This window comes from Sutcliffiella horikoshii, assembly GCF_021991925.1.
GTDB lineage: Bacteria > Bacillota > Bacilli > Bacillales > Bacillaceae_I > Sutcliffiella_A > Sutcliffiella_A horikoshii_F.
This window is the reverse complement of the sequence record NZ_RXZI01000003.1, coordinates 433,823-458,628: the sequence shown is the minus strand read 5'-3', so window position 1 is coordinate 458,628 and position 24,806 is coordinate 433,823. Positions and strand designations below refer to the sequence as shown.

Here is a 24,806-nt window from a genome sequence, read left to right as displayed (position 1 = left end):
CTCAACCATGTCGCTACTCCCCCGCTGAAATTCTCCAAAAAAAGAAAGCTTAAGCCAGGGCATCTTTTTTTCACACCACCCTTTTGGCCGCCGCTTTCTTAATGAAGTCATTCTTCCGTTTTTTCTTCTATTGTATCCTGCACTTTATTGAAAATGCCGCTCATCATGCCTGACATGCCGTCTGCCAGTTTCTTTCCCGCAGAAGAGAATACATTATAAGCTTTAATGCCCTCCAACTTTTCCTGTTTCTCTTTCATATCCTGCGAATTTATCTGGCGTCCGAGGATGGTGCCATTGATCCCCTCTGTTGTTTCAGCCACATGAAAGGCTTGGCCACTAAAAGCTGGGTCATCATATCCCTTCATTTTCCGCATTCCTTCATTTGCCTGTTGCATCCCCAAAAGCACTCCAAGAAACATCACCAGAGATATGAATACACATTTTACCATAAATCTTTTCATCGCACTTTCAGCTCCTTTTTCCTTTATTGCGCTTCGCCCTCAGGTGTTCCGTCCACTTTTTCTGCTTGCCAGTAAATTTCACTGAACACATCCGCAAAAATCTCCAAGGTACGGTTCATTTCTTCAAACGTATTATCCACTCCCCCCACTTCAATTAACATCGAATTTGGGGAAAGGTCCTGATTATAGATACCATTACGAGTCTCGACAGCCGGCGGGACAAATATACCTTTGCTTAATCCCGGATACTTTTGCTCCAATTTTTTATGAATCTGTTCGGCCAAGTACTGGTTCTTCTCATAGTGTTGATTTTTCTTCCCTATCACAAAATAAAGCCTCGCATGCGGAACGCCATTTATGTCCATCGTTGTGCTTTTTCTTCTCCCCGAATCCCGATGGACATCAATCAGGTAATTGAGATGTTGGTTCCCAGCCATCGCTTCTTCCACGATAGGCCGTGTCACATCATAAGATTGACCGTACACCCAGCCTCTGTTCTTCAAAGCCAAGGCAGTGTCCGTTGTATCGATATCGGTCCCGATACCTCGTTGGACCAATTCCTCCTGAAGCTTTTTTCCAAGCCTCGTTACATTCACTTCTGGATGACTTGCTGCATTGGGACTTGTCACACCTTCAAGATAAGGTAGGAACGACTCCCGAGAATGCGAGTGATAGATGAGAACAGTACGCTTGTCCCCTGTGGTCTGGGCAGGCGGTGGAGCACTTTCCTCCTTTTCTTCTTCCTCGTCCAAATCGATAATGGAAGCTTGTCTTTCTTGTAGAAGCACTTCCATCGGAGGCGAAGATTCCACTGGCATATCCGTATAATTGACCCCTGATCCTGCTACTAGAATTTCTCCGTCATAATAAGCAAAGCCTGGAATTTCATTTCGGATAAGACTGCGCGGATCATCAAGGTTGATGCTTGTCGTTAACTCAAATAAAGCGGAAGCATAATTGGGCGCTTTCGCTTCACTTGATAGTCCTTGTGTGAAATAGGCATTGGTATAGCCGAAAATATATAACAGAGACTCCCCCGAAAACCTCTTGGAAAACTCATTGATGGAGCTCGAGGTGACTCGGTATTCTGGCTTGAGAGATGTCATAACACCGGATACCGCAAATACAAGAATAAAACCTAAGATCACTGCTACGACTGATTTCTTAATGCTTGTCCCATTTAATACGACGACGTGTGAGGAGCGGTAGCCCTTCATTTTCTCACCCTTTCACATACTTGTTGCTACTATATGTATGCAAAAGGGGGAAAAGTAGAACACGGACGCCTAGTGTGTATAAGCGTCTACATTATCCTGGTTCACATGGAAATGCAGCGCCGAGTTCAAGCCTTCCGCTACCACATTTGCCATGTCTTCAATAAAATCATCCACTTCTTTTGGTGTAACCATCAGGTTATGACCAAGTGGAGACAGTACTTCGTGAATCAGCTTCCGTTTTTCCTCTTCAGGTAACGTTCCAACGATACCAAGGAAATTCTTACGATGCTCTTCCCCAGGAAGATCCTCTTCTGTCAGCTTCCTTCTTTCCCCAAATGTCATTCCTGCGGGCGCGAGTGACCTTGAAGGACTGTCCCCCTCCCTCATCTCTTTACCAAAATGCTTCAGGATGAAATCGATGGTGTCACTTGCCATGGAAACTGCATCAACCACAGTCGGAATTCCAATTGCAATAACAGGAATCCCAAGTGTATCCATGCTCAGCTCCTTACGCTTGTTCCCTACACCTGAACCAGGATGTATCCCTGTATCAGAAATCTGGATGGTCGCATTGACCCGTTCGATGGACCTCGCAGCCAAGGCATCAATGGCTATCACAAAATCAGGCTTCGTCTTTTCCACCACTCCCAAAATGATGTCACTCGTTTCAATTCCTGTAATCCCCATCACCCCCGGGATGATCGCACTGACAGGCCTGAATCCATCCTGTACGGATTCAGGTTGCAACTTGAACAAGTGCCTTGTGATCAACAAGTTTTCACATACCAATGGACCAAGTGCATCCGGTGTCACATTCGTATTACCAAGTCCTACAACTAGACAGGTGGCATCCTTGGATATATTAAGAGAGGTAAGGAAGGCGCTAAATTCCTTTGCAAAAACCGTCTCGACTTTTTTCTGCAGATCGGAATCCTTTTGCCTGATTCCCACCGCTTCCAATGTGAGGTAGTTACCAGGCTTCTTTCCGGTCATTTCCGCCCCTTTGTCTGAAATGGTCACGGTTGTTACATTGATACCATCCGTCTGTCTTTCTTTAACGACTACTCCTTCTATGGCCGATTTTGATGTTTGGTTATTTTCATTGTTCTGTTGGTTTTGGTTTTGTTGGTTTTGGTTCAGCCCATTCTGTTGGTTCTGTTTCTCAATAGCCATCTGATTGGCTTCTATCGCCAAGTCGGTTCTCACTTCATATTTACTTAGATCCAAAGGTTGTGGTTGATTCATTCTTTTCCGCCTCCAGCATTGCCAAATTTTAGTTTTATTTTGACCCCACAACCGTATTTCATGCATGAGAATGTAGGTGTTTTACACTTTCAAGAAAATTCCCTTGACTCCCTATTGCATAATCATAATGGATTTGATAAAATATCACTTGTTCTCATAAGTATAGAAATGTCGAGTTTTATATAAATCTCGATCGTTGAATTGTATGGAGGTGAAAGATATGCCAAACATTAAATCTGCTATCAAACGTGTAAAAACTAACGATGTACGTCGTGCTCATAACGCTACTATCAAGTCTTCTATGCGTACTGCTGTGAAGAAAGTAGAAGCTTTTGTTGCTAACAACGATGTTGAAGGTGCAAAAACTGCTTACCTAGAAGCTGCTAAACGTTTAGACAAAGCTGCGCAAAACGGTATCATCCACAAAAATGCAGCAAACCGTCAAAAATCTCGCCTAGCGAAAAAAGTAAACGGAGCTACTGCATAATAAAAGGGCGATCCGGTTGGGTCGTTTTTTTATTTTTTGTCCTTTGGGGGTCAGACCCCCAAAGGATTTTTTAAATTTACGGCGAATACATTATATTACTGTGGTCTTCTTTGCTTGTGTGGTTGAGAGAGAGGGCTCTTTTCTTTTAAGGTTGGTTGCAGTTCTGCCGTTGGGGAAGGTTTCTTTCATGGTGCTGGTAAATGATTTTACAAAGTATAAGCGTTTTTTCTTTCTGTTTTCGAAATGTCCGAAGTTTTTTGATTGTTGTCCGAAGATTTTAAAAAGTTGTCCAAAGATTTTGCATAGTTGTCCGAAGTTTGGATGATTTTGTCCGAACCAAATTTTCAAATGTCCAAACGTACATATAAACTTGTCCGAACCAAGCGGTGAAATGTCCGAACCCCCTCGAAAAAAGGTATTTAATTGTCCGAACAACTGAAAAAGTTGACCGAATGCTTTTTAACACCTCAAAAATGCTCTAATTTTCATTCGTTCCGTTCTGATTCCGAGCAGTCTATCAATCCTTCTTATTCCACAAAAACATCAAATCCCCAAACAATCAAAAAAAACCACCGAAACTGATAAATCAGTTCGGCGGTCTGACAGTATATCTTTTTCCATTTTCGTTACTTAACTGGCGCGAGCTTGATCAGTAGCATTTCCATCGCGAGTTGTTTATCTATTTTTCCACTTTTCATCAAATAGTCAGCCTCTGCCAGATTGTCGACCATCTTCATTAACTCCGCTCTTTCAAAATACCTGCCCTGCTGGGATGCAAGCTTTACACGGTAAGGGTGAACCCTCAAGATGCCTGCCATCTTCTGCTGACTATAACCTTGTTCACTTAAATCTTTTACCTGATACAATAAGCGGAACTGATTAGCTATCAATGCATGCAATTTGATTGGCTCTTCATTGTTTCTCACCAAGTCGTAAAACAATTCCAATGCTTCGTCCACTCGTCTATGAACCATTTTCTCAATTAATTCAAAAACGGAATGCTCTATTGATTTGGCTGCCAACAGCTTGACTGTATCAACGGAAATCTCTTGATCGGAAACGCCGATATACATAGCCATTTTATTGATTTCCTGGGCTAGGACGGAAAGATTGACTCCCGCAATTTTCAGTAACTCTTCTGCTGCCGCATCTTCAAGAACCGCTCCATTTTGCATTGCTTTGTCTTTCATCCAAAGTTTTAAATCCCTTTCCCCGAGCGGCTGCGCTTCAATGACTTCCGCTTGCTTCTTCAGTTCCTTAACAATTTTTTTTCGCTCATCCAGCTTCTCGTAAGGTGCTTGAATTACCAAAATGGTATAAGGTGCAGCTTCTTTTATGTAAGAAATAAATCGGTCTGTGTTGTGTTCCATCTTGCTTTTGTTTTTTTCTGCTGTCAGAAAGAAGGGATTGGTCATGACCACCACTCTTCGTTCCCCCATGAACGGTAGCGTTTCCGAGTCCTCGATGGCTACATCCACCGATTGTTCTTCCATATCATAAAAGGAGAGATTAAAATCATGTTCCTCCACATCAAGAGCATGCTCGATGATGGCATTCCTTATTTCCCTCATTAAGAATCCTTCGGTGCCCAATAATAAATAAATCGGCGCGAAATGTTTTGCTTTTATTTTCTTTAATGCTTCGAATCCCATGGTTATGCTCCCGTCATTTGTTTCTACTCCTTCTTATCGTACATGAGAAATGAATGAATTGACAAGGAGTTATATTAGCAAACAAAGTCAAAGGAGACTAGTTCTCACCTACAAAGAACTAATCTCCATTTTATATAAACGTCAACGATGCAAGCCCCAGGTAACTCGCCCGTTAACGATTGCCCCGTTTGGGTGTAATACTATGTTCTCCCTGAATTTCCGAACTATTTGTGACAACTCTTGTCAAAGGTGGAAAAGCAAAAATGTCTGGTGGATTTTTTTTGCCGTATAGCTTATACTAATGTGTGATAGGAGGGATACTTATGAACGAATTTGAGAAAAGCGTCCAAAGTAAACGTAACGATGCAGTAGATTCTGGTGTCGGTTTTATCGTATCCTTCGGTTTTTTCGCAACAATCTTTGCAATGGCAACATTGATTCATTACCTAGGATCTTAATGGCGGCATAACAATACATACCGTCGTGATTCTTTTCCAAAGCGGTTGTGAAAAGAATGAGGATAACTCAGAAAAGCTTCGCTATAAAAGAGACTGCGTCTAAATGGTGCAGTCTCTTTTTCATTTTTGATACTGTATCCTATGGTAGTACCGTGGAAAACGTTCCTCCCCGATGTGTAAATTCAAAGATAATCGCCCCTTGCCTATCCGTACGATACACCATGGCCCCCGAACGCTCCAGCCTATCGAGCACTTCCTGATGTGGATGACCAAAACGATTGTTTCTACCTGCGGAAATAATAGCGATATCCGGTTTCAGCCTTTCCACAAATGCTTGACCGGTAGAAGTCTTGCTGCCATGATGACCAGCTTTTAACACATCCACTTTCATATTTGGGTAGCGAAGTAACACCTCCCTCTCCCCTTCGCTTTCCATATCTCCTGTAAACAGCCAACTCCTGGCGCCAAAAATGGCGTAAAGAGCAATCGATCCTTCATTTTTATTTTCATACGCTTTGGCTGGGTGTAGATATAAAAAACTGGCACTATCCACCTCCCACCCTGTATTCGGAACAGCAGTTTGTATCTTTGCTCCCCGATCCTCAGCCTCAAGCAATATATCCTCTTCCAGTCCACTTCCGCCAAATCCCAATGGAACCACCACTTCGCTTACCTTCACATGTCCCCAGAGACTTGCGACATTCCCGATATGATCATAATCTCCATGAGTTAATAATAACTTGTCCAACTTCCTGACTCCTTCTGCTTTCAAAAAAGGCAACAATACATCCGTACCACTGTTATACTCCCTCTTCCTATCTTTCCATTCTTCTTTTGGGAATGGAAATGTGCCCCCTGTGTCAATCAGGTACGTCCCTTTATTGAAAGGAAGTCGAATAAATATGGCATCTCCCTGACCAATATCCACTACCACCACTTTTCCATAAGGGTTTATATATGGAATGCACCATTGGAAACACAAACAGCCCACTAGCATTGCCGATGCAACCGGCAACCTTCCTTTTTCCCACAGATAAAAAAATAAAGCTGTGAAAGACACGAGCAGTCCCATCATCCCGATAAAAGGTTTTCCAAACACCAATGTACCGAATGGGATACTCGCAAACCACACCGCAAGTGAATTCATAAGCTTAAGTGGAAAAGCGAATAAAGGGACAAGTAAGGGGAGCAGTGAAGGATAGAAGAGCATCGTAAAAAAGAGAATGAATGCACTAGGAAGGACAAACAAGGAGAAAAAAGGGACAAAGATTATATTTAAAAACGGGCTCCAGATGGAAAACTGGTAAAAGTGAAAGAGCAGCAGTGGCAGTGAAGCGACTTGTGCAATAATGGAGACATAGAAAATTTGAAGAAGTCCATTATTGAGAGAGCTGATTTTCCTTGAGGTCAATATTAGGGCCATACTGACCGAAAAGGATAACTGAAATCCGATATGATACAAGTAATAGGGATTCAATAACAAAACAAAGATGCAGGCAAGGCCGATTGTATCGATAGAGAAGATTTTCTTTTTAAAAAGCAACAGAACAAGGGCTACGGCTGTCATTGTTGCAGCTCTCATGACAGACGGTGCACCGCCTGCCAAAATGACATAGAAAGGTAATAGGAGGATTAAGAGGATGTTGACCGATTGCCGGGTTAGCCCCAAACGAATACCAGTATAGAAAGCAGCTGATGTAATGATTCCTACATGCAGTCCAGAAATCGCCAATAGATGAATGAGTCCTAATTGTTGGTATGCCTCCAATACCATACGATCAAGATATCTCCTGTCCCCGAAAATCAAGGAAACCATAAAGCTTGCCACAACTGGATCCATATTTTCATCAATCGTTTTAATTCCCTTATCACGATACTTTTGGAGCTCTTTAAGAATTGAAATACTTTCGCCTGGGGCACAAGATTCCGGCAACCTGTCCAATGAAAATATCCAATGTTTTTTTTGTTCGTAAAGGTAGTTCTTGTAATCAAACGCATGGGGGTTGGTGGCTGGCTGAGGTGATGTCAAGACTCCTTGCCAATTACATAACTCACCTATTTGCAAAGATTCAAGGAGGGAGATCTCTTGTTGCTCCTGGAGAAAATATTCCACTAACATCGTTTCTTTTTGATCACTTTTCATTTCAAAACTGGCCTTATTTCCATCAATATGAATGGATGTCGTGATGATTCCAGAAATTCGAGTGTCACTTCCCATATGAACGGATACATTCTGGGATTCAATCATGTTCATATAGCCATAAAATGCAGTACTGAAGAGGAGACTGAGAAGGAGTAGTCTGTGAGGTTTTTTATCATGAAGGTAAATCCATACATAAAAGACAACTAGAAGGGAAAGCGGTCCCCAGTGAAGACCTGACCTGGAGACAGCAATTCCCAAACAGCTTGCGATGGCCAAATAAGCAAAGAAGCCTGTCCTATTTTTCATTAAATGATGATTATCCTTGCTTACTAAAAAGCTCGGTGGATTGTTCATACCAGCGCTTTATTTCTTCATCACTTGCACCGGATTCCTCCAATCGTTCAATCAAGCTGTTAATGAATCCTATTTTTTCAGGATCGTTCAAGCTAACAGCCATTTCATCCAGTTCCACGTGTTCCACACGGACATCAGCCTGTTCGAACATTTCCATGGCATATGGATGGTTCTTATATTCCATTGCATAGTAAACCGTTTTAATTCCCGCTTGGATTATGGCTTTACAGCAATGAAGGCATGGAAAGTGGGTGACATAAATTTCAGCGCCAGTCGTCGGTACCCCAAATTTGGAGCATTGAAGCAAGGCGTTCATTTCGGCATGGATGGTCCGCACACAATGATTATCAATGACATAACAACCTTCATCAATGCAATGTACTCCACCTGCAATTGAGCCGTTATACCCTCCAGCTATGATTCGTTTATCTCGTACAATGGTTGCTCCGACAGCAAGCCTTGTACAGGTACTTCTTAGTGCTAACAAATGGCTTTGCGCCATAAAGTACTGATCCCAAGATATTCTTGTCATCTTCCCACATGCCCCCTAATCTTCTTAAACAATATCCTTAGTGTATCGGGTTTTCTTATCTTCCGTCAATTCAATTGGCTACAGTAATTTCATCCTTAAGCTTTTCAAAAGATTTCTCTCCAAATCCTGTCACATTCATAATTTCTTCAATACTTTTAAATAAGCCATGGTCGGTCCTGTAATCAATGATGGCCTTTGCTTTAGCAGGTCCGACACCTGTAAGGGTTGTCAGCTCCGCTTCTGAAGCAGAATTTATATTTACCTTACTTGCAGCGGAAACAGTTTCAGGGCTATTGGAAGATTTAATAAGGACCTCCCCCACCTCTTCATCTCCCTCACGCGGGACGATGATGACCATTTCATCTGTCAGGAGCGAGGCCAAATTAACTTTCCTCGTATCTGCGTCATCCAAAAAACCTCCTGCCGTCTCCACTGCATCGATGACCCGGTCCCCCGTTTTCATTTTGTACACTCCGGGCCGGAACACAGCTCCTTTTATATCAATCAATACCTCTATATTTATTGGCTGGGGACTTTCCTGTTTCCCATCGTTTATCTCCAGATCCTCTTCCATTTCAGCTTCAGCTGCTTCCATCAATAAACTCACTTGTTGTTCCGCCTGCGTTTCTGTGGGAACATATAGCCTGGACCAAATGAAAAAGCAAAAAAGCACAAAAACACCAATCACAATCAATACTTTTGTTTTATGGACATACCACAATTCTTTCAACGCACTCACCTTCTATTCATATTAATAAGCATAAAAACATATAGTGTATGAGAAACTTTTTTGGATGGAGGAGGGAATGGAACATGAAGATTGGAATGATCGGCACAGGCAACATGGGGAGAATCTTGGTGGAATCTTTTGTCGACTCGAAAGCAGTACCTCCTGAGAATATCACGATTACTAATCGTTCCATAGAGAAAGCATTTAATTTACAACGCAAATATCCTGACCTATATGTGGCTGAAACGGCGGCAGAAGTGGTAAATGCTGCTGATATTATTTTTTTATGTGTAAAGCCATTGGATATTCACCCCCTTTTAACAAGAATCAATAAAGATTTGACGGCCGATAAATGTGTTATTTCCATTACGAGCCCGGTATCTGTCACTCAGCTGCAGACAATCATAAACTGCCAGGTGGCACGTATCATCCCAAGTATCACAAACCGTGCCTTAGCTGGTGTCACATTGGTGACATTCGGCGAGAGTGCGCGAGAAGAATATAGGGAGTTCTTACTGACTATTTGTTCAAAAATTTCAACACCTATTCATATTAAGGAAAATGTTACAAGGGTGGCATCGGATATTGTAAGTTGCGGACCTGCATTTTTCAGTTATATTTTGCAGAGGTTCATTGACGGGGCTGTAAGTGAGACGGCCATAACCAAGGAGCAAGCGACAGATTTGGCGAGCCAGATGATCATCGGAATGGGAAAATTGATTGAAAAGGATATTTATACCCTTCAAACCTTGCAAGAAAAAGTGTGTGTAAAGGGTGGTGTTACTGGAGAAGGCATTAAAGTGCTGGAGAATGAATTGGGCGATGTATTCCATCATGTCATTCAAAAGACACATGAGAAGTTTGATGAAGATCTTGTGGAGGTCAAAAAACAGTTTCATTGATTTTTCACTAATAAGTTATTCGCCATCATGCGACAAATACCTTTAAGTTTTTTCAACTTTTTCCGTTATACACAAAAAATAGGCCTCCCTAAGGTGGGAAGCCTATTTTTTTGCGGCGAAGAATATTCTTTCAGCAGTTTCTCCTAAATGTTCAGTGGAATAGTCTCCTGTTACCGATAAGATGGTGAACCCCACTTCTTCTAGCCATTTTCTGTAGGTCTCAACAGGAAAAGTCCGTTGGAAATGAAGTTCATCAAACCGGGTATACTGGTTTGTTTCTTCTTGAACGAAGAAGGAAAGCTCATGTTCAACACTATTCGGATGCTCTCCGGGGAAGCTGTTCCATATGTAGGCAACATCCTCTTCTGCACTGGTGAAAGTGTTATTCATGAATACTTGTGTCATTTTGAAGAGGGAATGCACGTCGAATAAAAGGAGCCCCTCTTCTTTTAACTGCTTATAGGCAGCGGAGAAGGTTCTTTTGACATCTTCTTCTGATTCAAGATAATTCAAGGAATCACAGAAGATGGTGATGCAATCGACGTCTTGGAATCCATCAAGCTCTGCCATGTTCTGCTCATAAAAGGGGATGGAAACCCCCGCTTCGGTTGCCTTTTCATAGGCAATGGCCAGCATGCTCTCTGAAAGATCCACTCCTGCCACGTCCCAGCCTTCTTTGGCAAACCGTATGGCAAGCTCCCCTGTGCCGCATCCAACATCCACAACAGAGAATCCCTTGGAACCCGTATGTAAATGTCGATCTTTCATTGCCTGCACAAATGACACCCATTTTTCATAGGGAACATCCTGCATCAATTGGTCATAAATATAGGCAAATTGTCCGTAAGCCATTTAAGTTAACTCGATTTGAATGTCCTCGCGTGGAGCATCTCCCCAAAGACGTTCCAAGTTGTAATAGCCGCGCTCATCTTTATGGAACACATGGGCCACTACATCCCCAAGGTCAACGAGGACCCAGCGAGCTTCATCAAAGCCTTCCATTCTCTTTACATGCTGTCCGTTCTCATCTGCCGTTTCTTTTATCGCACGTGCGATTGCCTGGACCTGTTTATCGGAGTTACCATGACAGATCAAGAAATAATCCGAAACAAGGGAGATCCCCTGCATATTCAATGCGACCAATTCTTCTGCACGTTTATCATCTGCAGCCTTTGCTGCAAGCTGTAATAATTCTTTAGACATTTATGTTAACTTCCTTTCTTTAACCTTCATGGTCATATCGTTATAGGCGTGAAATGTATCAGGATAGACAGGCTGATTTCGTTTCAATAAAAAAGTGATGGTGTTCTTCATTGCCTGGATGACAGCGATATCAAGAGAAGTCATGGCGGATTCCCTAACCTGTTCCACTCCAGGGAAATCCCTGCCAGGTTCGATATAATCGGCTACATAAAGCACCTTATCCAAGGGGCTCATATTTATTTTCCCCGAAGTGTGACATCTTATGGCTTCTAATACTTCAGGGTCTGTAATTCCCGCCTCTTTCTCCACCAGATAGGCTCCCACCGGCGCATGCCATAATTCGTCGTGGTGTTGCAACAGGTCATGGGGCATTTTTTGATTGATGATGATCTGCCGCATTTCCTCTTTGTCCCTAAATTTCGCGTAATCATGGAAGATGGCGGCAAGTTCTGCTTTCTCCGCATCAACCTTATATATTTCTGCTAATTTGATAGCCGTTTCCATCACACCAATAGTATGCACATATCTACGCTCTGTCAGCTGTTCCTTTACCACTCTTAATGCTTTATCTCTATTCATATAGGCGTTTCCCCTCTATCATTTCTTTTACCTTCTCAGGCACCAGATATTGAGAAGTCCATCCTTGTTGAACCCGTTTCCGGATCATGGTGGAGCTGATATCCATTTGTGGTGTTTCCACCTCGAGCACCGGATACTCCGAAGTGAAAGAATAACCCGGTCGTTTCACACCTACAAAGGTGACAACCTCCAGTAGCTTCTTAATGTTGTGCCATTTAGGCAGGTACTCAACCATATCCGCCCCTATGATAAAGTAGAAGCTTGAATCCGGATTTCTTTCCCTTAGTAACAACATTGTATCATATGTATAGGAGGGACCCTCCCGCTGAAGCTCAATGGTTTCCACCTTGAAACTCTCATTGGTCTCCACTGCTGCTTTTAGCATGTCAACCCTGATCTCCGTCGGTGTAATGGCATTATTCTGCTTATGGGGAGGGATGTGGTTAGGCATAAACCAGATTTCATCAAGAGCCAACTTCTGTCTCACTTCATTGGCTATCAAGAGGTGGCCTATGTGAGGTGGATCGAATGTACCGCCAATTATACCTATTTTCCTCATCAAGATCCCTCCATCCGATTATCTTGGTAATACGATTTGTTTGTTTTCCCTAGATTCCTTATAAAGGATGATAGTACTGCCGATCACCTGTACAAGCTCGGCTTTTGTACCGGCAACAAGCTCCTCTGCAACTACTTTACGATCTTCATCGTTATTCTGAAGTACACTGACCTTCAACAACTCTCTCACTTCTAAAGCCTCTGAGATCTGCTTTGTCATATTTTCATTCACTCCGCCTTTTCCCACTTGGAAAATCGGATCTAAATGATGCGCTTCTGCGCGTAAGAATCTTTTTTGTTTACCAGTTAACATGATATTCCTCCTAGTTGTTCTTTCACTAAATTCTTCATTCTGTTTGTATCAGGAAAAAGACCTGTCCAATGTTCAAATGCAAGTGCAGCCTGATAGGCAAACATGTGAACACCATTTTGTGTCACAGCACCTAACGCTTTCGCATCTTTTATTAGTTTTGTTTCATAAGGATTATAGATTATATCACTGAATACGGCACCTTGCTTGATTACGTTCAAGGGCAACGGGGAGTTTTCCGTCTGTGGAAACATTCCCACAGAGGTTGTCTGTATGACCACATCATAAGCTTCAAGCCTTCTAATCGCTTCTTTCATGGTTATACTCTCAGCAAGATGTCCCAGAGAAAATTCCTCTATTAAATCAGCAGCCTTGGAAGCGGTGCGGTTAAAAAGATCTATTTGGACGCCTTGCTCTTTTGCCAATGTATAGAAAATCGCCCTTGCCGCTCCTCCTGCCCCGATTATAAGGATGCGCTTATTATTCAGCTTCGTAACTTCTTTCAACGCTTCTACAAACCCCTTGCCATCTGTATTATAGCCGATCAGCAGACCATCTTTGTTTACCACGGTATTGACAGCCCCGATACGTTCTGCCGCTTCATCTACTTGATCAAGCAAGGGAATGATTGCCTCTTTATGTGGGATGGTGACGTTAAAGCCGCTAACACCAAGTGCCCGCATTCCTTTCACTGCCGGTTTCAGATCTTTCGGTTCTATATAAAAAGCATGGTAATGGGCATTGTAGCCCGTTTGTTGGAATGCATCATTATGGATAAGCGGAGACATGGAATGTTCAATGGGAGCACCAATCACTCCGTATAGCTTTTTCATACTGTCTCCCTCCATTTATATTAAGGTTTTATTCATGCCGCTGTTGATTTCCGCAAACGGCTTCGCTTATCCAGAGGGCGACCTTGAGCCTCGTCGGGCTACGCCCTGTGGGGTCTCAAGATTGTCACTATCCCCCCGCAGGACAAGGAAGGCTGCGACAGCGATACATCGCACGCAGTAAATGCTCGCATTTTCAAGGAGTCTTTGCCTTTTGCTCCAATCAACAGCTTATAGAGTTTGCATAATCCGCTATCATTTACCAATGATTAGATCAAGGATTTACGTACCATTACGCCAACGCCTTTTGGAACGTGAGCGACCACTTTGATTCCAGGTTCATTGATGGTGACCCAGCCGAGACCTGAGAAGACGATGTCCGTTTTCTCACCTTTTATGGTAAATTCATGGGCTACAAGTTCCGGGAAGTCTTCTACAAAGTCTTTACCAGGCGGTTGCAGTAAATCACCCAAATGCTCCTTGTATACATGCTCTGCATTCTCAAGCTTCGTCCGGTGAATGTAAAGATCATTGGATACATAACATGTAAAGGAGTTTCGACCACCCTTTACGTAATCAAAACGAGCCAATCCTCCAAAGAACAAGGATTGCCCTTCATTTAACTGAAAGATTTTCGGCTTGATTTCCTTTTTAGGGGAAATGACTTTCAATTCCTTTTTATCTATAAAGTGTGCCATCTGGTGGCGGTTGATGATCCCCGGTGTATCGTACAGAGAAGAACCGTTGTCCAATGGTATATCGATGAGATCAAGAGTGGTACCTGGGAACTGTGATGTTGTGATAACATCCTTCTCCCCTGAGAATTCTCGGATAATTCGATTGATAAAGGTAGATTTTCCAACGTTCGTACAGCCGACCACATACACATCTTCACCTGAACGGTATTCCTCAATGGCCTGAGCCAGCTCTTTTACACCTGTCCCTTTATCAGCACTGATTAGGAAAACATCTTCTGGTTTGAGTCCGAGCTCTTTGGCAGCCTGTTTCATCCAGTTGATTACTTTATTCGGCTTGACGGACTTAGGCAAAAGGTCCACTTTGTTTCCTACGAGCAACACCTTGTTGTTACCCACAAAGCGATGCAAACCAGGCAACCAGCTACCGTCAAAATCAAAGATATCAACAATTTTCACTACAAGTCCTTTTGTTTGTCCAATGGAATTCAATATCCGAATAAAGTCGTCATCTGTCAAGGATACATCCTGTATTTCATTATAGTGCTTCAAGCGGAAACATCGCTTACAGATGATCGCTTCCTTATCTAATGAAGAAGGAGGGGCATACCCCAACTCTTTCGGGTTTTCTGTCTGTATGGCAACACCGCACCCGATACATACTACTTGTTCTTCCATGTTTTTTAGTCCTCCCAATTAATCATACCTTTTCGTTTCATCCAAGAAAGGATACGCCTTTCCACTCTGCGGTTAAACTTTGTTACAAACCCGTCCGTCTGGGCTACTGGGACAACAAGAATTGTATGCAATCCTAGGCGATTTCCTCCCAACACGTCAGTCAGTAGCTGGTCACCGATTACCACCACTTCTTCTTTTTGAAGCTTCATATCTTTAAGAGCCCTTCTGAATGCCCGTCTCATGGGCTTTCTTGCACCGTATATATAATTGATTCCCAACGGATCAGAAAACATTTTCACTCTTTTTAATTTATTATTAGAAACTACTGTTACCAAGATGCCCACATCCTGCATTCCCTTGAACCATTCTATCAACGCTGGTGTGGCTTCTGGTCGGTCCCATTCAACCAACGTGTTGTCAAGGTCCGTAATGATACCCTTGATTCCTTTTTCCTTCAACTCTTGCGGCTTTATCTCAAACACGCTTTTTACGTGTTGTGCAGGCAGAAAATATTTAAACATTTCAAATCACCCTTTATTTGGTTCTATTATTCGGCTATGTAACCGTGTTATTGTACAAAAATGAATTGCTTCATCCATTAAATACTTTACCATCTTACCTAAATTCCATGTCTGTGTTAAGCACATTATAGATATTTATAGTGTTAGCTTGCATCAAACTTCTTATAAAAAGTGTTGAAAATAAAAATTTTTCGACAAATTCCTGACGATTTCAACACCTGTGGATAAACTTATCTACATTATACAGTTTGTCCTACCTCAATTACTGGTAATTATAAACAGATTACCCACATGTTATCCACTGTTTATTGTGGATAACAGAACGGTTGTTCTCCGGAAAAATACGTGGTAGAGTTATCATACAAACAAGCGAAACTACCATTATATGATCATCTTATAGAAACTAGAACTGACAAACACACATAATAAAATCGACAATACATAGTGACGAAACACTAGGAGGTGTAGGGCAGAGGCCTATCTGATGAGAAAACTTTCTGATGAACTTTTACTGGAATCCTATCACAAAGCGACAGAATTGAAATTAAGCCATGATTTTATTCTACTGATCGAATTAGAGATTAAACGCCGTTCCCTCAGCTATAAAATCAAAGCAACTTCCTAAAAGAACCGGATCCTCGGTTCTTTTTTTATTAAAAGCCGTGCAATTCGCAAATGCTTCGCTTTCCGCGTGGCAACCTTTAGCCTTCCCGCAACACTTGAGGGGTCTCAAGATTGTCGCTACTCTCCCACTAGAGTCTACACCTTTTGCTCCAAACAACTGCTCATTATTAACAGGAACCTTTTAACAGCGCCAATTAAAAAAGAAAAGCTAGTGCCTCCACTAGCTTAGCCACGTTCCAATCTTTTGTCCTACCCGAACCTCTTCTTTTTCCTTAATCTTATCATCCATTACAAAACCGTTCTTTTCAAACAACAAGATGACAGTGGAACCAAAAGAGAAATAGGCCATTTCTTCTCCTTTAACAAGTTGTTCGCTTTTATGTGTCAATTCAATACTATTGACAAACATTGCCCCTACCTTCACAACAACTACATGCTTACCGCTGTTTTCAATTTCCGTTAATCGGCGATAATTTTTGGCAAGAGGTTCTTTTCCATATTTAAGTCCCATCTGATTTACAGGATAGGATTTCCCACCAAGTGTCCACTGCTTCGTAACAATTCCTGATAAAGGAGTATGGATTTTATGGTAGTGGCTTGGACTCAAATAGAGCACCATGTAAGATCCACCCATATATTTTTGAGCAAGCTCTGGATCCGATAACATTTCCCCAACAGAATAGTCAATCCCTTTCGCGGTAAGAAGAAGATCATCGGTAATGGCGCCAGTCTTTTCTACCACCGCATCCACTGGGCTCACTACTGAATTCTTACTAGAGTCGATCGGTCTTACATTCGGCTTAAGACTCCGGATGAAAAATTGCTGGAGGGTTGGAAATGAATCCATTTTCTCCTGCATTTCTTCGGTGTTAATATTATATACCTTCGCGAAAGATGGGATAAACCGCTTGCTCAGCTTAGAACTGGCAAAACGCTTTACAGCCATTGATGACAATTTATGGTTTGTCAGTTCAATGGATAATCGATACACATTTTTCAACAATTCGCATTCCTCCAAGTTTGATTCTATCTATATTAAAGGTTGGTTTTTTTCCTATTATCTACCGTCTACTTGACTCCATGAGTGATATTATAACATTTGACCGGCCACTACACTAATAATTTTTAGTTCAGACTGCCACCAACCCAAAAAAAGAGGAATCTCCTTTGTGCGGAAATTCCTCTTTACTTTATGAATTTTTTGTGAGTTGTAAAAATTCCTCGACGTCTTCTAGGGATTTCTTTACCGCCTTTTCCCAGAAGTCACGTTGAGTCAGATCGACTCCAAGGTGCTTCATCGCGAGATCCTCCACTGTCATGGATGCAGTGTCTTTTAGTAGAGCGATGTATTTCTCTTCGTAATTAGTTCCTTCTTCCAATGCTTGTGTATAGATGCCTAATGAGAACAAATAACCGAATGTATACGGGAAGTTGTAGAAAGGAACCTGAGTAATAAAGAAGTGCATTTTGGAAGCCCAGAACGTTGTGTCGTATTCTCCCAATGCATCACAATAAGCTTCTTTTTGTGCCTCTACCATCAACTCATTCAGTCTTTCCACACTTACCAGTCCATTTTTACGCTCATCGTAGAATCTTGTTTCAAACAGGAAGCGGGCATGGATATTCATGTAGAATGCAACGCTGCGTTGAATCTTGTCTTCAAGCAGGGAAATCTTCTCTTGTTCGTCCTTTGCATACTTTACAGCTGCATCCGCAACAATCATTTCAGCGAATGTGGACGCCGTTTCCGCCACATTGCTTGCATAGAAGCGGTTTAATGTCGGCACTCCATGCATGGCATGCTGATGGAATGCATGACCCAACTCATGAGCCAATGTAGAGACATTGGACAGCGTACCAGAATAAGTCATAAAGATTCTAGATTGGCCAGATACAGGGAAGCTTGTGCAGAAGCCACCAGGGCGTTTCCCCGCTCTATCTTCCGCTTCAATCCAGCGGTCTTCAAATGATTGTTTCGTGAATTCAGTAAGCTCCGGACCGAACTTGGAGAATTGTTCTATGATAAATTCTGCCCCTTCTTGATAGGAAAGAATGGTTTCTTCAGCAGATAGAGGTGCGGACACATCATACATGTTCAACTTTTCCAGACCTAAAAGCTCGGCCTTGCGCTCAAGATATTTCTTCAGTGTACCTTTATGATCAGTGATGACCTGCCACATCATATCAAGTGTTTCCTGTTTCATTCGGTTGTTTTCAAGTGGTTCTTTCAACACAGAATCCCAACCACGTTGCTCATATACTTGCAAACGGAAGCCTCCAAGATGGTTTAATGCCGCTCCAATGGTTTCCGCTTGGCCTTCCCAAGCCTTCTTCCATGCAGCTGATACTTTTTTCCTGACTTCACGATCGCCATTTGAAAAGCGATTTTGTGCTTGTCCTACTGAAAGTTCTTTTACTTCCCCGTTTTCTTCCACAGGGATTTTAATGGTACCGACAATAGAGTTGTAAAGCTTACCCCAGGCATGATAACCGTCAACTGCTAGGGATGTAATCAATTTTTCCTGCGCAGCCGGCAGTTTATCTCCCGCTCTGCGTCTTCTTTCATTTAAAACGTATTCTAATGGCTGAAAAACATCCTTTTGAATAAGCTTTGACCACGATACCTCATCTATACCCACGAGTTTCTCATCTAAGGCGCCTAACTGAACTTGCAACTTTGCATGTAATTGTGCCACTTTCCCTTGCAATTGGGAAGCCGACTTATCCTTTACGTCCTGGGCAAGCAGACAGCTGATGAATGCGGAAGCTTGTACCACTTTCTTCACTACACTTTCGTAGGAAGCCAGTACGTCTTCCAGGGAGTCCGTTGAAAATTGTTGAATTTGTTGTTCGAACTGATCTAATTCTGTTTGGATTTCAGATAGATATGTATAAAATTCTTTTGAGTTACTTCCACCTTGGAAAAATACTTCTAAATCCCAAGTTTCACTATAAGTTTTAGTAGTCACGTTGTAATGTCCCCCTTTTGGCATTATGGTTTCATTATAAACGAAGTGTGTAAATATTTCTACAATTCCAAACTATTTGGCATACGTAATTTTCGTATTACGAAGTTTCGGTAAGAAAAAGCCTATGCCCGAGAGCATAAGCTTATCTATAAAGGTGATTTTTGCAATAGTAAGCGCCGCCGATAAGCAACAAGATAAACAGAATAACCAGAAGGCCATACACCCATCCACCATAGAATCCAGGTCCATATGGTCTTGGATATGGAGGAGGACAACAACCAAACCCAGGGTACCCGTACATACCAACAACCCCTTTCCTAACTAGGTATCTACACTACTACCATATGCACATCCCAAAAAAGAGACAGGGCAAACGCGGAGAAACCGGGGAAAAATTTCAATTTGTTCATTACATTTTGGTTACTGGGGAATTAAATTTCTAAGAGGGGTCAGACCCTCAAAGGAATTCTTACCTTCACGTCGAAACCCCTTGGAGCTGTTTGCAACCAAGGGGTTTAAGGTTATGATTCTATTGTTTTTTCTTTTCTTTTTCAGCTCGGTAGAATTCGTGGAACATTTTCATGAGGGCCCGCTTTTCGATCCGAGATACGTAGCTTCTAGAGATACCAAGTTCTTTGGCTATTTCCCGCTGCGTCTTCTCATCTTTCAAGTCGAGACCAAAACGTCCCACAATCACCTCACGCTCTCTTTCATCAAGGACATCAATATACACCTTGATCTTTTCAAGCTCCATATTTAGCTGGATGGTATCAATCACGTCTTCGGATTCCGATTTCAATACGTCTATCAGGCTAATTTCGTTCCCTTCCTTGTCTTGACCAATCGGATCATGCAACGACACATCCTTCTTTGTTTTCTTTAAAGCCCGAAGATGCATCAGTATTTCATTTTCAATACAACGAGCTGCATAGGTCGCTAGCTTTGTCCCCTTTCCTGAGTGGAAACTTTCAATCGCTTTGATCAACCCGATTGTCCCGATGGAAATCAAATCTTCCGAATCTTCCCCGGTATTTTCAAACTTTTTTACAATATGTGCCACAAGCCGCAAGTTATGTTCAATAAGTAGATTCCTTGCCTCTTCATTCCCCTCTGCCATCAATTTCAGGTATTTCGCTTCATCCCCAGATGACAATGGTTGTGGAAATGCATTGTTTTTGACATAAGAAACTAGGAAAACAAGTTCTTTGATTAAGTATCCTACCGATGCTAGTATGCTTGACACACTTTCACCTCCATAGAAATGCTTAGGCAAGAGCCTAGTAATAATTCTTATGTAGGAAAAGGCTTACGTGTGCAAGTACACTTCAAAATAAATCCAAAATTAAGTGTCATACTAACTATTCCTAAAAAACATAAATAATGTGCCAATTCTGACGATTAATGGTACAATTTCAATAAGAACAAATGTTCAACCTAAAGAACAGAAAAATCTTCCTAACGAAGTAGGAAGATCTTAGTATTGAATATAGGGGTATTTTTTCAATTTGGAAGGGATGGTACCTTTGCCCACTTTGACTACACTGTACTCTTGAAACAATGTTTCAAACCACTTAGAGACTTCTGCATATGTTTTATTTTTGTAATCCACAAGCTGGGCAACCCGGTAATGCCTACGTGCCTTTTGCTCACGATCTACTACGATAAACCAAAAGCAAGTAAGCTCAAAAGTGTTCGTACTTGTCGTCGACATGATATCAACCTTCCTTTTTAATTTAATAAATTAATAAAGTGGTGGTAACTCATTCGTTTTATAATCTTCTGAAGGACCAGCATGAGAAGTAACTGCACTTGCGCCAAACAACGTTAAGGAAACTACTAGAAATGTTAAGATGAACTTCTTCATTATCATAACCTCTTTCTACTTTTTATTTGAATTTCTTTAATGCTATCTTTAATAAGTATTTTACACTATATTTAAAAAACGCAAATTCCCCGTTATCGTATGATTTCTTGAACAAATCTATGTTTTCCTTCTGTTTACTACGATTTTCGATTCAAATTATAACTCTAGGAATATTTTATTAGTTAGGATGTGATATATTGTGGATTTTTCGTTAATTGGGAAAGAGATAAAAATCCTGCGATCTGCACTAAACTTATCACAAGCTGAGTTGAGTGAAGGGATCTGTACACAATCACAGATCAGTAAGATTGAGAAGGGGGAAGTGTATCCTCTTGCTAACACATTATATTATATAGCAGAAAGGCTTGGGGTGGATATAAATTATTTTTATGATTTAGCTACAAACCCTCAACTTTCCTACGTAAATGAGGTTTTTACACAAGTTAAAGAATTACTAAATCGCAGTGAATTTGAAGAAGTTTACACTATAGTCGAGAATGAGAGAAAAAATCCTCTATTCGTCAACAATCGTAAAAACAAGCAATTTCTCCTATCTACTGAAGGTGTTTGTGTCTATCATTTAAAAAAGAATAAACGCGAGGCTTTACGACTATTACAAAGTGCCCTTGACCTAACAAAAATGACTTCAAAATTGTTAGGAGAAAGAGAAATCGAAATCCTTAACAGCATGGCAATTGTTCATTTCGAAACTAAAAATTTCGATGAAGCTTTAAAAATATTCAACCTTGCTATTAATAGCTATATGAAAATCCCTTACCATCACGATCCAACAATTAAAACAAAAATTTTATACAATAAGGCAAAAACATTAACAAGAATGAACAAATTAGAAGAATCTAACGAAACATGTAAGCAGGCTGTAAAATGGTGTGTAAGCCAGAACAGCTTATATGGTTTAGGCAACCTATACTACCATATTGGCTACAATTTCAGCCTTCTACTGAATCATGACATTGCCATTGAATACTATAACAAATCTATTCAAATTTTTATGATTCAGGAAAACAAGGTGTTTGTTAAACATATTAAAGAAAAAATTGATGAATTATCCGTTCTCATTGATTAAGTTTTTTTGTAAACTTTATTGCTTTTTCGTACAACTCCTTACTTTTTAATAGCAATCAAAAAAACTAGGCCGCTTAGCCTAGTTTTTTCGTTTATTCGCCTAAAAGTCCTTTATTTTCAAGGAACTCTTTAGCTACTTCATAGGTTGTTTTCCCTTCTACCGTTACCTGGTAGTTCATATCTCGCATTTCGTCATCATTGATTTGGTCTTCTAATTTGTTTAGGATGTCTTCAAGTTCAGGGTGCTCATCAAGGGTTTCTTTTCTAAGTAGTGCGGCTCCTTGATATGGTGGGAAGAGGTTTTTATCATCTTCGAGTACCCGGAGGTCGAATTGTTTAATTTCTGCATCTGTCGAGTATGCGTCCACCAGGTTGACATCTCCACTTTCCACCGCCTGGTACCTTAGCTTAGCCTGCATGGTTGTGAGGTTGGGGAAGGTAATGCCATACACTTCCTGAATCCCAAGATAGCCATCTTCACGGTCAGAAAATTCAAGGGTGAACCCTGCTTTTATTTCATTTTTTGCTCCATCGAGGTCTGTGATGGTGTTTATGTCATTTGTTTCTGCAAACTCCTCTGGGACAGCTAAAGCATAAGTGTTGTTAAAGCCCATTGGTTGCAAGAAAACCAGTTCGTCCTGTTCCAACAGTCCTTTTTTCGCTTGTTCAAATACTTCTTCGTCATCGATGCTTACCGGTTCTTGTTCCAACAGGGTCATGATGGCCGTTCCGGAATACTCGGGGTAAATATCGATATCCCCATTCTTCAATGCTCTATACACAAAGCTTGTATTCCCAAGCGAAGGGCGTAATTCCACACGTAAGTCTGTATCTTCTTCAATCAATAATTTGTACATGTTAATGATAATATCCGGTTCCGCTCCTATTTTACCACTGATGACAAGATCTGCTTCGGTGGCTTTTATTATTGCAAATGGGGATAGGAAAAGGAGAACCACCACGATGCCAATAATCATGGCTTTTTTTCCAGAACCTTTTTTAGCAGCCCTTTCAATCATTCTTAACACAATATCAAAAAGGATGGCCAGGAGTGCTGCCGGTATTGCTCCCAATAGAATTAGGGCATTGTCATTCCGATCGATTCCAAGAAGGATGAGACTTCCCAGCCCTCCGGCTCCAATCAAGGCGACAATCGTTGCCGTTCCGATAATCAAGACCATTGCAGTCCGAATTCCAGCCATGATCACCGGTAAAGCAAGCGGCAACTCTACCCGGAATAACCTTTTCATGGAGGTCATTCCCATCGCTTTAGCAGCTTCGCGTAAGGAAGGATCCACTTCCTTTATCCCGGTATAGGTATTTCTCAAGATTGGAAGAAGTGCATATAAGAATAATGCAATGACCGCTGGCACAAATCCAATTCCAACAAGTGGGATGAGCAAACCTAATAAAGCAAGAGATGGAATGGTCTGTAAAACTGCAGTCACACCGATAATGGGTTCTGCTATCTTTTCCTTTCTCGTTAAGAAAACACCCAGTGGAACAGATATGAATACCGCAATGGCAAGGGCTATCACGGAAATTTGAATATGTTCGAGCAGGGCGGTCCATAGCTGGTCGCCACGGGCAGCATATAAATCCTGAAGAAATGTCATTATACTAGCCCTCCTTCCTGGCTATGTACATGAAGGAAATGCAGGACCATATCATTTGTAAGGATTCCGACCGGTTCACCCTTACGCATTATGGTGAGGGCTTTTTCATCGGCTATTACCGCCAATGCTTCACCAAGAGTGGTACTGCTATCCACTTCCCTAGCTGGAGTCAAAGGTGGATTCAGTTGCAGGTCCTCCAATAATTCTTCCAATGGCAGCTGAAGAACACTACGTCTGTTGCCGATGAAAGATTTTACAAAGTCATTCTTTGGCTGGTTCATAAACTCTTCGGGTGTTCCCACTTGCACGGTTTCCCCATCCTTCATCAGGCAGATCCTGTCCCCTAACGTCAATGCTTCGTTCATATCATGTGTGACAAAGACGATGGTTTTTTGAATTTTTTCCTTCAATCGCAGAAAATCTTGTTGCAATTGCTCTCTGCTTAGAGGATCAAGTGCACTGAATGGCTCGTCCATCAAAATGATGGGGGGGTTTGCCGCTAGAGCTCTTGCCACGCCAACACGCTGTTGTTGCCCTCCAGACAATTCAGATGGTTTTCGCTTTTTATATGTAGATGGATCTAATCCAACCAGGTCAAGAAGTTCATCCACACGCTTAGAGATATCCCCCTTTTTCCATGACTTAAGCTCCGGGACGATTGAAATATTCTCCTCGATGGTCATATGAGGAAACAATGCAATCTGCTGTAGTACATACCCGATATTCCAGCGCAGCTCATGAATATTATGATCAGAGATACTTTTCCCATCAATAAGGATATCTCCATCCGTTACATTATGTAATCGATTAATCATTTTCAGGGTGGTGGTTTTCCCACATCCACTCGGTCCTATTAAAACAAAGAACTCCCCTTCTTTTATCTCAAGACTAAAGGATTGAACCGCAGTGGTACCATCCTCATAGGTTTTCGTTACATCACGAAAGGTTATCAAAACCCGCTCACTCCCCGACATTATTTTCTCTTTAGCATTTCCTAAAAGCACAAACTATAAATACCCTACTTTTCCACCTGATAAACTTCCTTTAACATTATCGCCAGGTTCTATTCCTTTCCATGATATAATTGGGAAA

Annotated in this window: 27 protein-coding genes; 5 read left to right on the top strand and 22 right to left on the bottom strand. The window is 41.6% G+C overall.

What is annotated here, in order from left to right; translation table 11 throughout:
- Window positions 1–107: 107 nt before the first annotated feature.
- The 3 genes from EKQ44_RS11795 to gpr form a co-directional block, all read right to left on the bottom strand.
- Complete coding sequence (locus tag EKQ44_RS11795) at window positions 108–461, bottom strand: DUF3679 domain-containing protein (protein ID WP_237663749.1); 354 nt, start codon at window positions 459–461, stop codon at window positions 108–110.
- Between the two features lie 23 nt (window positions 462–484).
- Window positions 485–1,678 carry a stage II sporulation protein P gene (spoIIP, locus tag EKQ44_RS11790; RefSeq protein ID WP_237663748.1) on the bottom strand — a complete coding sequence of 398 codons (1,194 nt, stop codon included), beginning with the start codon at window positions 1,676–1,678 and terminating at the stop codon, window positions 485–487.
- Window positions 1,679–1,747: 69 nt separating this feature from the next.
- A complete protein-coding gene (gene gpr / locus EKQ44_RS11785) occupies window positions 1,748–2,923 on the bottom strand; it encodes a GPR endopeptidase (protein WP_237663747.1) in 1,176 nt (391 codons plus the stop codon).
- Between the two features lie 220 nt (window positions 2,924–3,143).
- Between gpr and rpsT the strand changes: the two genes are divergently transcribed.
- On the top strand, window positions 3,144–3,410 hold the full coding sequence (gene rpsT, locus EKQ44_RS11780) for a 30S ribosomal protein S20 (RefSeq protein ID WP_010196181.1): 267 nt from the start codon (window positions 3,144–3,146) through the stop codon (window positions 3,408–3,410).
- A 626-nt stretch (window positions 3,411–4,036) separates the two neighbouring features.
- Here rpsT and holA read toward each other — a convergent pair.
- Complete coding sequence (gene holA / locus EKQ44_RS11775; RefSeq protein WP_237663746.1) at window positions 4,037–5,062, bottom strand: DNA polymerase III subunit delta; 1,026 nt, start codon at window positions 5,060–5,062, stop codon at window positions 4,037–4,039.
- A gap of 323 nt (window positions 5,063–5,385) precedes the next feature.
- Between holA and EKQ44_RS11770 the strand changes: the two genes are divergently transcribed.
- On the top strand, window positions 5,386–5,520 hold the full coding sequence (locus EKQ44_RS11770; protein ID WP_237663745.1) for a YqzM family protein: 135 nt from the start codon (window positions 5,386–5,388) through the stop codon (window positions 5,518–5,520).
- Between the two features lie 139 nt (window positions 5,521–5,659).
- Here the strand turns inward: EKQ44_RS11770 and EKQ44_RS11765 are convergent, their stop codons facing one another.
- From EKQ44_RS11765 to EKQ44_RS11755, 3 genes are all read right to left on the bottom strand, one after another.
- The gene (locus tag EKQ44_RS11765; RefSeq protein WP_237663744.1) at window positions 5,660–7,969 is read right to left on the bottom strand and encodes a DNA internalization-related competence protein ComEC/Rec2; all 2,310 of its coding nucleotides are present in this window, start codon (window positions 7,967–7,969) and stop codon (window positions 5,660–5,662) included.
- 10 nt (window positions 7,970–7,979) lie between these two features.
- A complete protein-coding gene (locus EKQ44_RS11760) occupies window positions 7,980–8,549 on the bottom strand; it encodes a ComE operon protein 2 (protein ID WP_237663743.1) in 570 nt (189 codons plus the stop codon).
- 70 nt (window positions 8,550–8,619) lie between these two features.
- A complete protein-coding gene (locus EKQ44_RS11755; protein WP_237663742.1) occupies window positions 8,620–9,279 on the bottom strand; it encodes a helix-hairpin-helix domain-containing protein in 660 nt (219 codons plus the stop codon).
- An 83-nt stretch (window positions 9,280–9,362) separates the two neighbouring features.
- On the opposite strand from EKQ44_RS11755, the gene comER reads away from it, so the two are divergent.
- Window positions 9,363–10,181, top strand: coding sequence for a late competence protein ComER (comER, locus tag EKQ44_RS11750; protein ID WP_237663741.1), 819 nt, complete (start codon window positions 9,363–9,365; stop codon window positions 10,179–10,181).
- A gap of 102 nt (window positions 10,182–10,283) precedes the next feature.
- Here the strand turns inward: comER and EKQ44_RS11745 are convergent, their stop codons facing one another.
- The 8 genes from EKQ44_RS11745 to EKQ44_RS11710 all read right to left on the bottom strand — a co-directional run bounded on the left by EKQ44_RS11745 (window position 10,284) and on the right by EKQ44_RS11710 (window position 15,555).
- Window positions 10,284–11,033 carry a class I SAM-dependent DNA methyltransferase gene (locus EKQ44_RS11745; protein WP_237663740.1) on the bottom strand — a complete coding sequence of 250 codons (750 nt, stop codon included), beginning with the start codon at window positions 11,031–11,033 and terminating at the stop codon, window positions 10,284–10,286.
- On the bottom strand, window positions 11,034–11,384 hold the full coding sequence (rsfS, locus tag EKQ44_RS11740) for a ribosome silencing factor (protein ID WP_237663739.1): 351 nt from the start codon (window positions 11,382–11,384) through the stop codon (window positions 11,034–11,036).
- Window positions 11,385–11,963 (bottom strand): bis(5'-nucleosyl)-tetraphosphatase (symmetrical) YqeK, encoded by a 579-nt coding sequence (gene yqeK / locus EKQ44_RS11735; protein WP_237663738.1) that lies wholly within the window; start codon window positions 11,961–11,963, stop codon window positions 11,385–11,387.
- The gene (locus EKQ44_RS11730) at window positions 11,956–12,522 is read right to left on the bottom strand and encodes a nicotinate-nucleotide adenylyltransferase (protein WP_237663737.1); all 567 of its coding nucleotides are present in this window, start codon (window positions 12,520–12,522) and stop codon (window positions 11,956–11,958) included. Before EKQ44_RS11730 ends, yqeK begins: the two co-directional genes overlap by 8 nt.
- An 18-nt stretch (window positions 12,523–12,540) precedes the next feature.
- On the bottom strand, window positions 12,541–12,834 hold the full coding sequence (gene yhbY / locus EKQ44_RS11725) for a ribosome assembly RNA-binding protein YhbY (protein WP_237663736.1): 294 nt from the start codon (window positions 12,832–12,834) through the stop codon (window positions 12,541–12,543).
- A complete protein-coding gene (aroE, locus tag EKQ44_RS11720; RefSeq protein WP_237663735.1) occupies window positions 12,828–13,664 on the bottom strand; it encodes a shikimate dehydrogenase in 837 nt (278 codons plus the stop codon). The genes yhbY and aroE overlap by 7 nt, the downstream gene beginning before the upstream one ends.
- Window positions 13,665–13,930: 266 nt before the next feature.
- Window positions 13,931–15,034, bottom strand: a complete 1,104-nt coding sequence (yqeH, locus tag EKQ44_RS11715) for a ribosome biogenesis GTPase YqeH (protein WP_237663734.1) — start codon at window positions 15,032–15,034, stop codon at window positions 13,931–13,933.
- A 5-nt stretch (window positions 15,035–15,039) separates the two neighbouring features.
- Window positions 15,040–15,555, bottom strand: a complete 516-nt coding sequence (locus EKQ44_RS11710; protein WP_237663733.1) for a YqeG family HAD IIIA-type phosphatase — start codon at window positions 15,553–15,555, stop codon at window positions 15,040–15,042.
- A 484-nt stretch (window positions 15,556–16,039) separates the two neighbouring features.
- Here EKQ44_RS11710 and sda point away from each other — a divergent pair, with 484 nt between their 5' ends.
- Window positions 16,040–16,180 carry a sporulation histidine kinase inhibitor Sda gene (gene sda / locus EKQ44_RS11705; RefSeq protein ID WP_063560167.1) on the top strand — a complete coding sequence of 47 codons (141 nt, stop codon included), beginning with the start codon at window positions 16,040–16,042 and terminating at the stop codon, window positions 16,178–16,180.
- A gap of 219 nt (window positions 16,181–16,399) precedes the next feature.
- On the opposite strand, the gene EKQ44_RS11700 is transcribed toward sda, so the two are convergent.
- The 5 genes from EKQ44_RS11700 to EKQ44_RS21465 form a co-directional block, all read right to left on the bottom strand.
- Window positions 16,400–17,182, bottom strand: a complete 783-nt coding sequence (locus EKQ44_RS11700) for a phosphatidylserine decarboxylase (RefSeq protein ID WP_237663732.1) — start codon at window positions 17,180–17,182, stop codon at window positions 16,400–16,402.
- A 187-nt stretch (window positions 17,183–17,369) separates the two neighbouring features.
- Window positions 17,370–19,148 carry a M3 family oligoendopeptidase gene (locus EKQ44_RS11695; RefSeq protein ID WP_237663731.1) on the bottom strand — a complete coding sequence of 593 codons (1,779 nt, stop codon included), beginning with the start codon at window positions 19,146–19,148 and terminating at the stop codon, window positions 17,370–17,372.
- Window positions 19,149–19,677: 529 nt separating this feature from the next.
- Window positions 19,678–20,391, bottom strand: a complete 714-nt coding sequence (gene sigK, locus EKQ44_RS11690; RefSeq protein ID WP_010196129.1) for an RNA polymerase sporulation sigma factor SigK — start codon at window positions 20,389–20,391, stop codon at window positions 19,678–19,680.
- A gap of 231 nt (window positions 20,392–20,622) precedes the next feature.
- Window positions 20,623–20,859 (bottom strand): hypothetical protein, encoded by a 237-nt coding sequence (locus EKQ44_RS11685; protein WP_237663730.1) that lies wholly within the window; start codon window positions 20,857–20,859, stop codon window positions 20,623–20,625.
- Between the two features lie 30 nt (window positions 20,860–20,889).
- Window positions 20,890–21,012 carry a hypothetical protein gene (locus EKQ44_RS21465; RefSeq protein WP_269151636.1) on the bottom strand — a complete coding sequence of 41 codons (123 nt, stop codon included), beginning with the start codon at window positions 21,010–21,012 and terminating at the stop codon, window positions 20,890–20,892.
- 199 nt (window positions 21,013–21,211) lie between these two features.
- On the opposite strand from EKQ44_RS21465, the gene EKQ44_RS11680 reads away from it, so the two are divergent.
- Entirely contained in the window at window positions 21,212–22,099 is an 888-nt protein-coding gene (locus EKQ44_RS11680; protein WP_237663729.1) for a helix-turn-helix domain-containing protein, read from the top strand.
- Window positions 22,100–22,190: 91 nt separating this feature from the next.
- Here the strand turns inward: EKQ44_RS11680 and EKQ44_RS11675 are convergent, their stop codons facing one another.
- A complete protein-coding gene (locus EKQ44_RS11675) occupies window positions 22,191–23,714 on the bottom strand; it encodes an ABC transporter permease/substrate-binding protein (protein WP_237663728.1) in 1,524 nt (507 codons plus the stop codon).
- A complete protein-coding gene (locus tag EKQ44_RS11670) occupies window positions 23,714–24,667 on the bottom strand; it encodes an ABC transporter ATP-binding protein (RefSeq protein ID WP_237663727.1) in 954 nt (317 codons plus the stop codon). Before EKQ44_RS11670 ends, EKQ44_RS11675 begins: the two co-directional genes overlap by 1 nt.
- Between the last annotated feature and the right edge of the window lie 139 nt (window positions 24,668–24,806).

Coding starts and splice junctions, on each gene's coding strand:
- EKQ44_RS11795 (WP_237663749.1), bottom strand. CDS start 461: ATGAAAAGATTTATGGTAAAATGTGTATTCATATCTCTGGTGATGTTT.
- spoIIP (WP_237663748.1), bottom strand. CDS start 1,678: ATGAAGGGCTACCGCTCCTCACACGTCGTCGTATTAAATGGGACAAGC.
- gpr (WP_237663747.1), bottom strand. CDS start 2,923: ATGAATCAACCACAACCTTTGGATCTAAGTAAATATGAAGTGAGAACC.
- rpsT (WP_010196181.1), top strand. CDS start 3,144: ATGCCAAACATTAAATCTGCTATCAAACGTGTAAAAACTAACGATGTA.
- holA (WP_237663746.1), bottom strand. CDS start 5,062: ATGGGATTCGAAGCATTAAAGAAAATAAAAGCAAAACATTTCGCGCCG.
- EKQ44_RS11770 (WP_237663745.1), top strand. CDS start 5,386: ATGAACGAATTTGAGAAAAGCGTCCAAAGTAAACGTAACGATGCAGTA.
- EKQ44_RS11765 (WP_237663744.1), bottom strand. CDS start 7,969: ATGAAAAATAGGACAGGCTTCTTTGCTTATTTGGCCATCGCAAGCTGT.
- EKQ44_RS11760 (WP_237663743.1), bottom strand. CDS start 8,549: ATGACAAGAATATCTTGGGATCAGTACTTTATGGCGCAAAGCCATTTG.
- comER (WP_237663741.1), top strand. CDS start 9,363: ATGAAGATTGGAATGATCGGCACAGGCAACATGGGGAGAATCTTGGTG.
- EKQ44_RS11745 (WP_237663740.1), bottom strand. CDS start 11,033: ATGGCTTACGGACAATTTGCCTATATTTATGACCAATTGATGCAGGAT.
- rsfS (WP_237663739.1), bottom strand. CDS start 11,384: ATGTCTAAAGAATTATTACAGCTTGCAGCAAAGGCTGCAGATGATAAA.
- yqeK (WP_237663738.1), bottom strand. CDS start 11,963: ATGAATAGAGATAAAGCATTAAGAGTGGTAAAGGAACAGCTGACAGAG.
- EKQ44_RS11730 (WP_237663737.1), bottom strand. CDS start 12,522: ATGAGGAAAATAGGTATAATTGGCGGTACATTCGATCCACCTCACATA.
- yhbY (WP_237663736.1), bottom strand. CDS start 12,834: ATGTTAACTGGTAAACAAAAAAGATTCTTACGCGCAGAAGCGCATCAT.
- aroE (WP_237663735.1), bottom strand. CDS start 13,664: ATGAAAAAGCTATACGGAGTGATTGGTGCTCCCATTGAACATTCCATG.
- yqeH (WP_237663734.1), bottom strand. CDS start 15,034: ATGGAAGAACAAGTAGTATGTATCGGGTGCGGTGTTGCCATACAGACA.
- EKQ44_RS11710 (WP_237663733.1), bottom strand. CDS start 15,555: ATGTTTAAATATTTTCTGCCTGCACAACACGTAAAAAGCGTGTTTGAG.
- sda (WP_063560167.1), top strand. CDS start 16,040: ATGAGAAAACTTTCTGATGAACTTTTACTGGAATCCTATCACAAAGCG.
- EKQ44_RS11685 (WP_237663730.1), bottom strand. CDS start 20,859: ATGTCGACGACAAGTACGAACACTTTTGAGCTTACTTGCTTTTGGTTT.
- EKQ44_RS21465 (WP_269151636.1), bottom strand. CDS start 21,012: ATGAAGAAGTTCATCTTAACATTTCTAGTAGTTTCCTTAACGTTGTTT.
- EKQ44_RS11675 (WP_237663728.1), bottom strand. CDS start 23,714: ATGACATTTCTTCAGGATTTATATGCTGCCCGTGGCGACCAGCTATGG.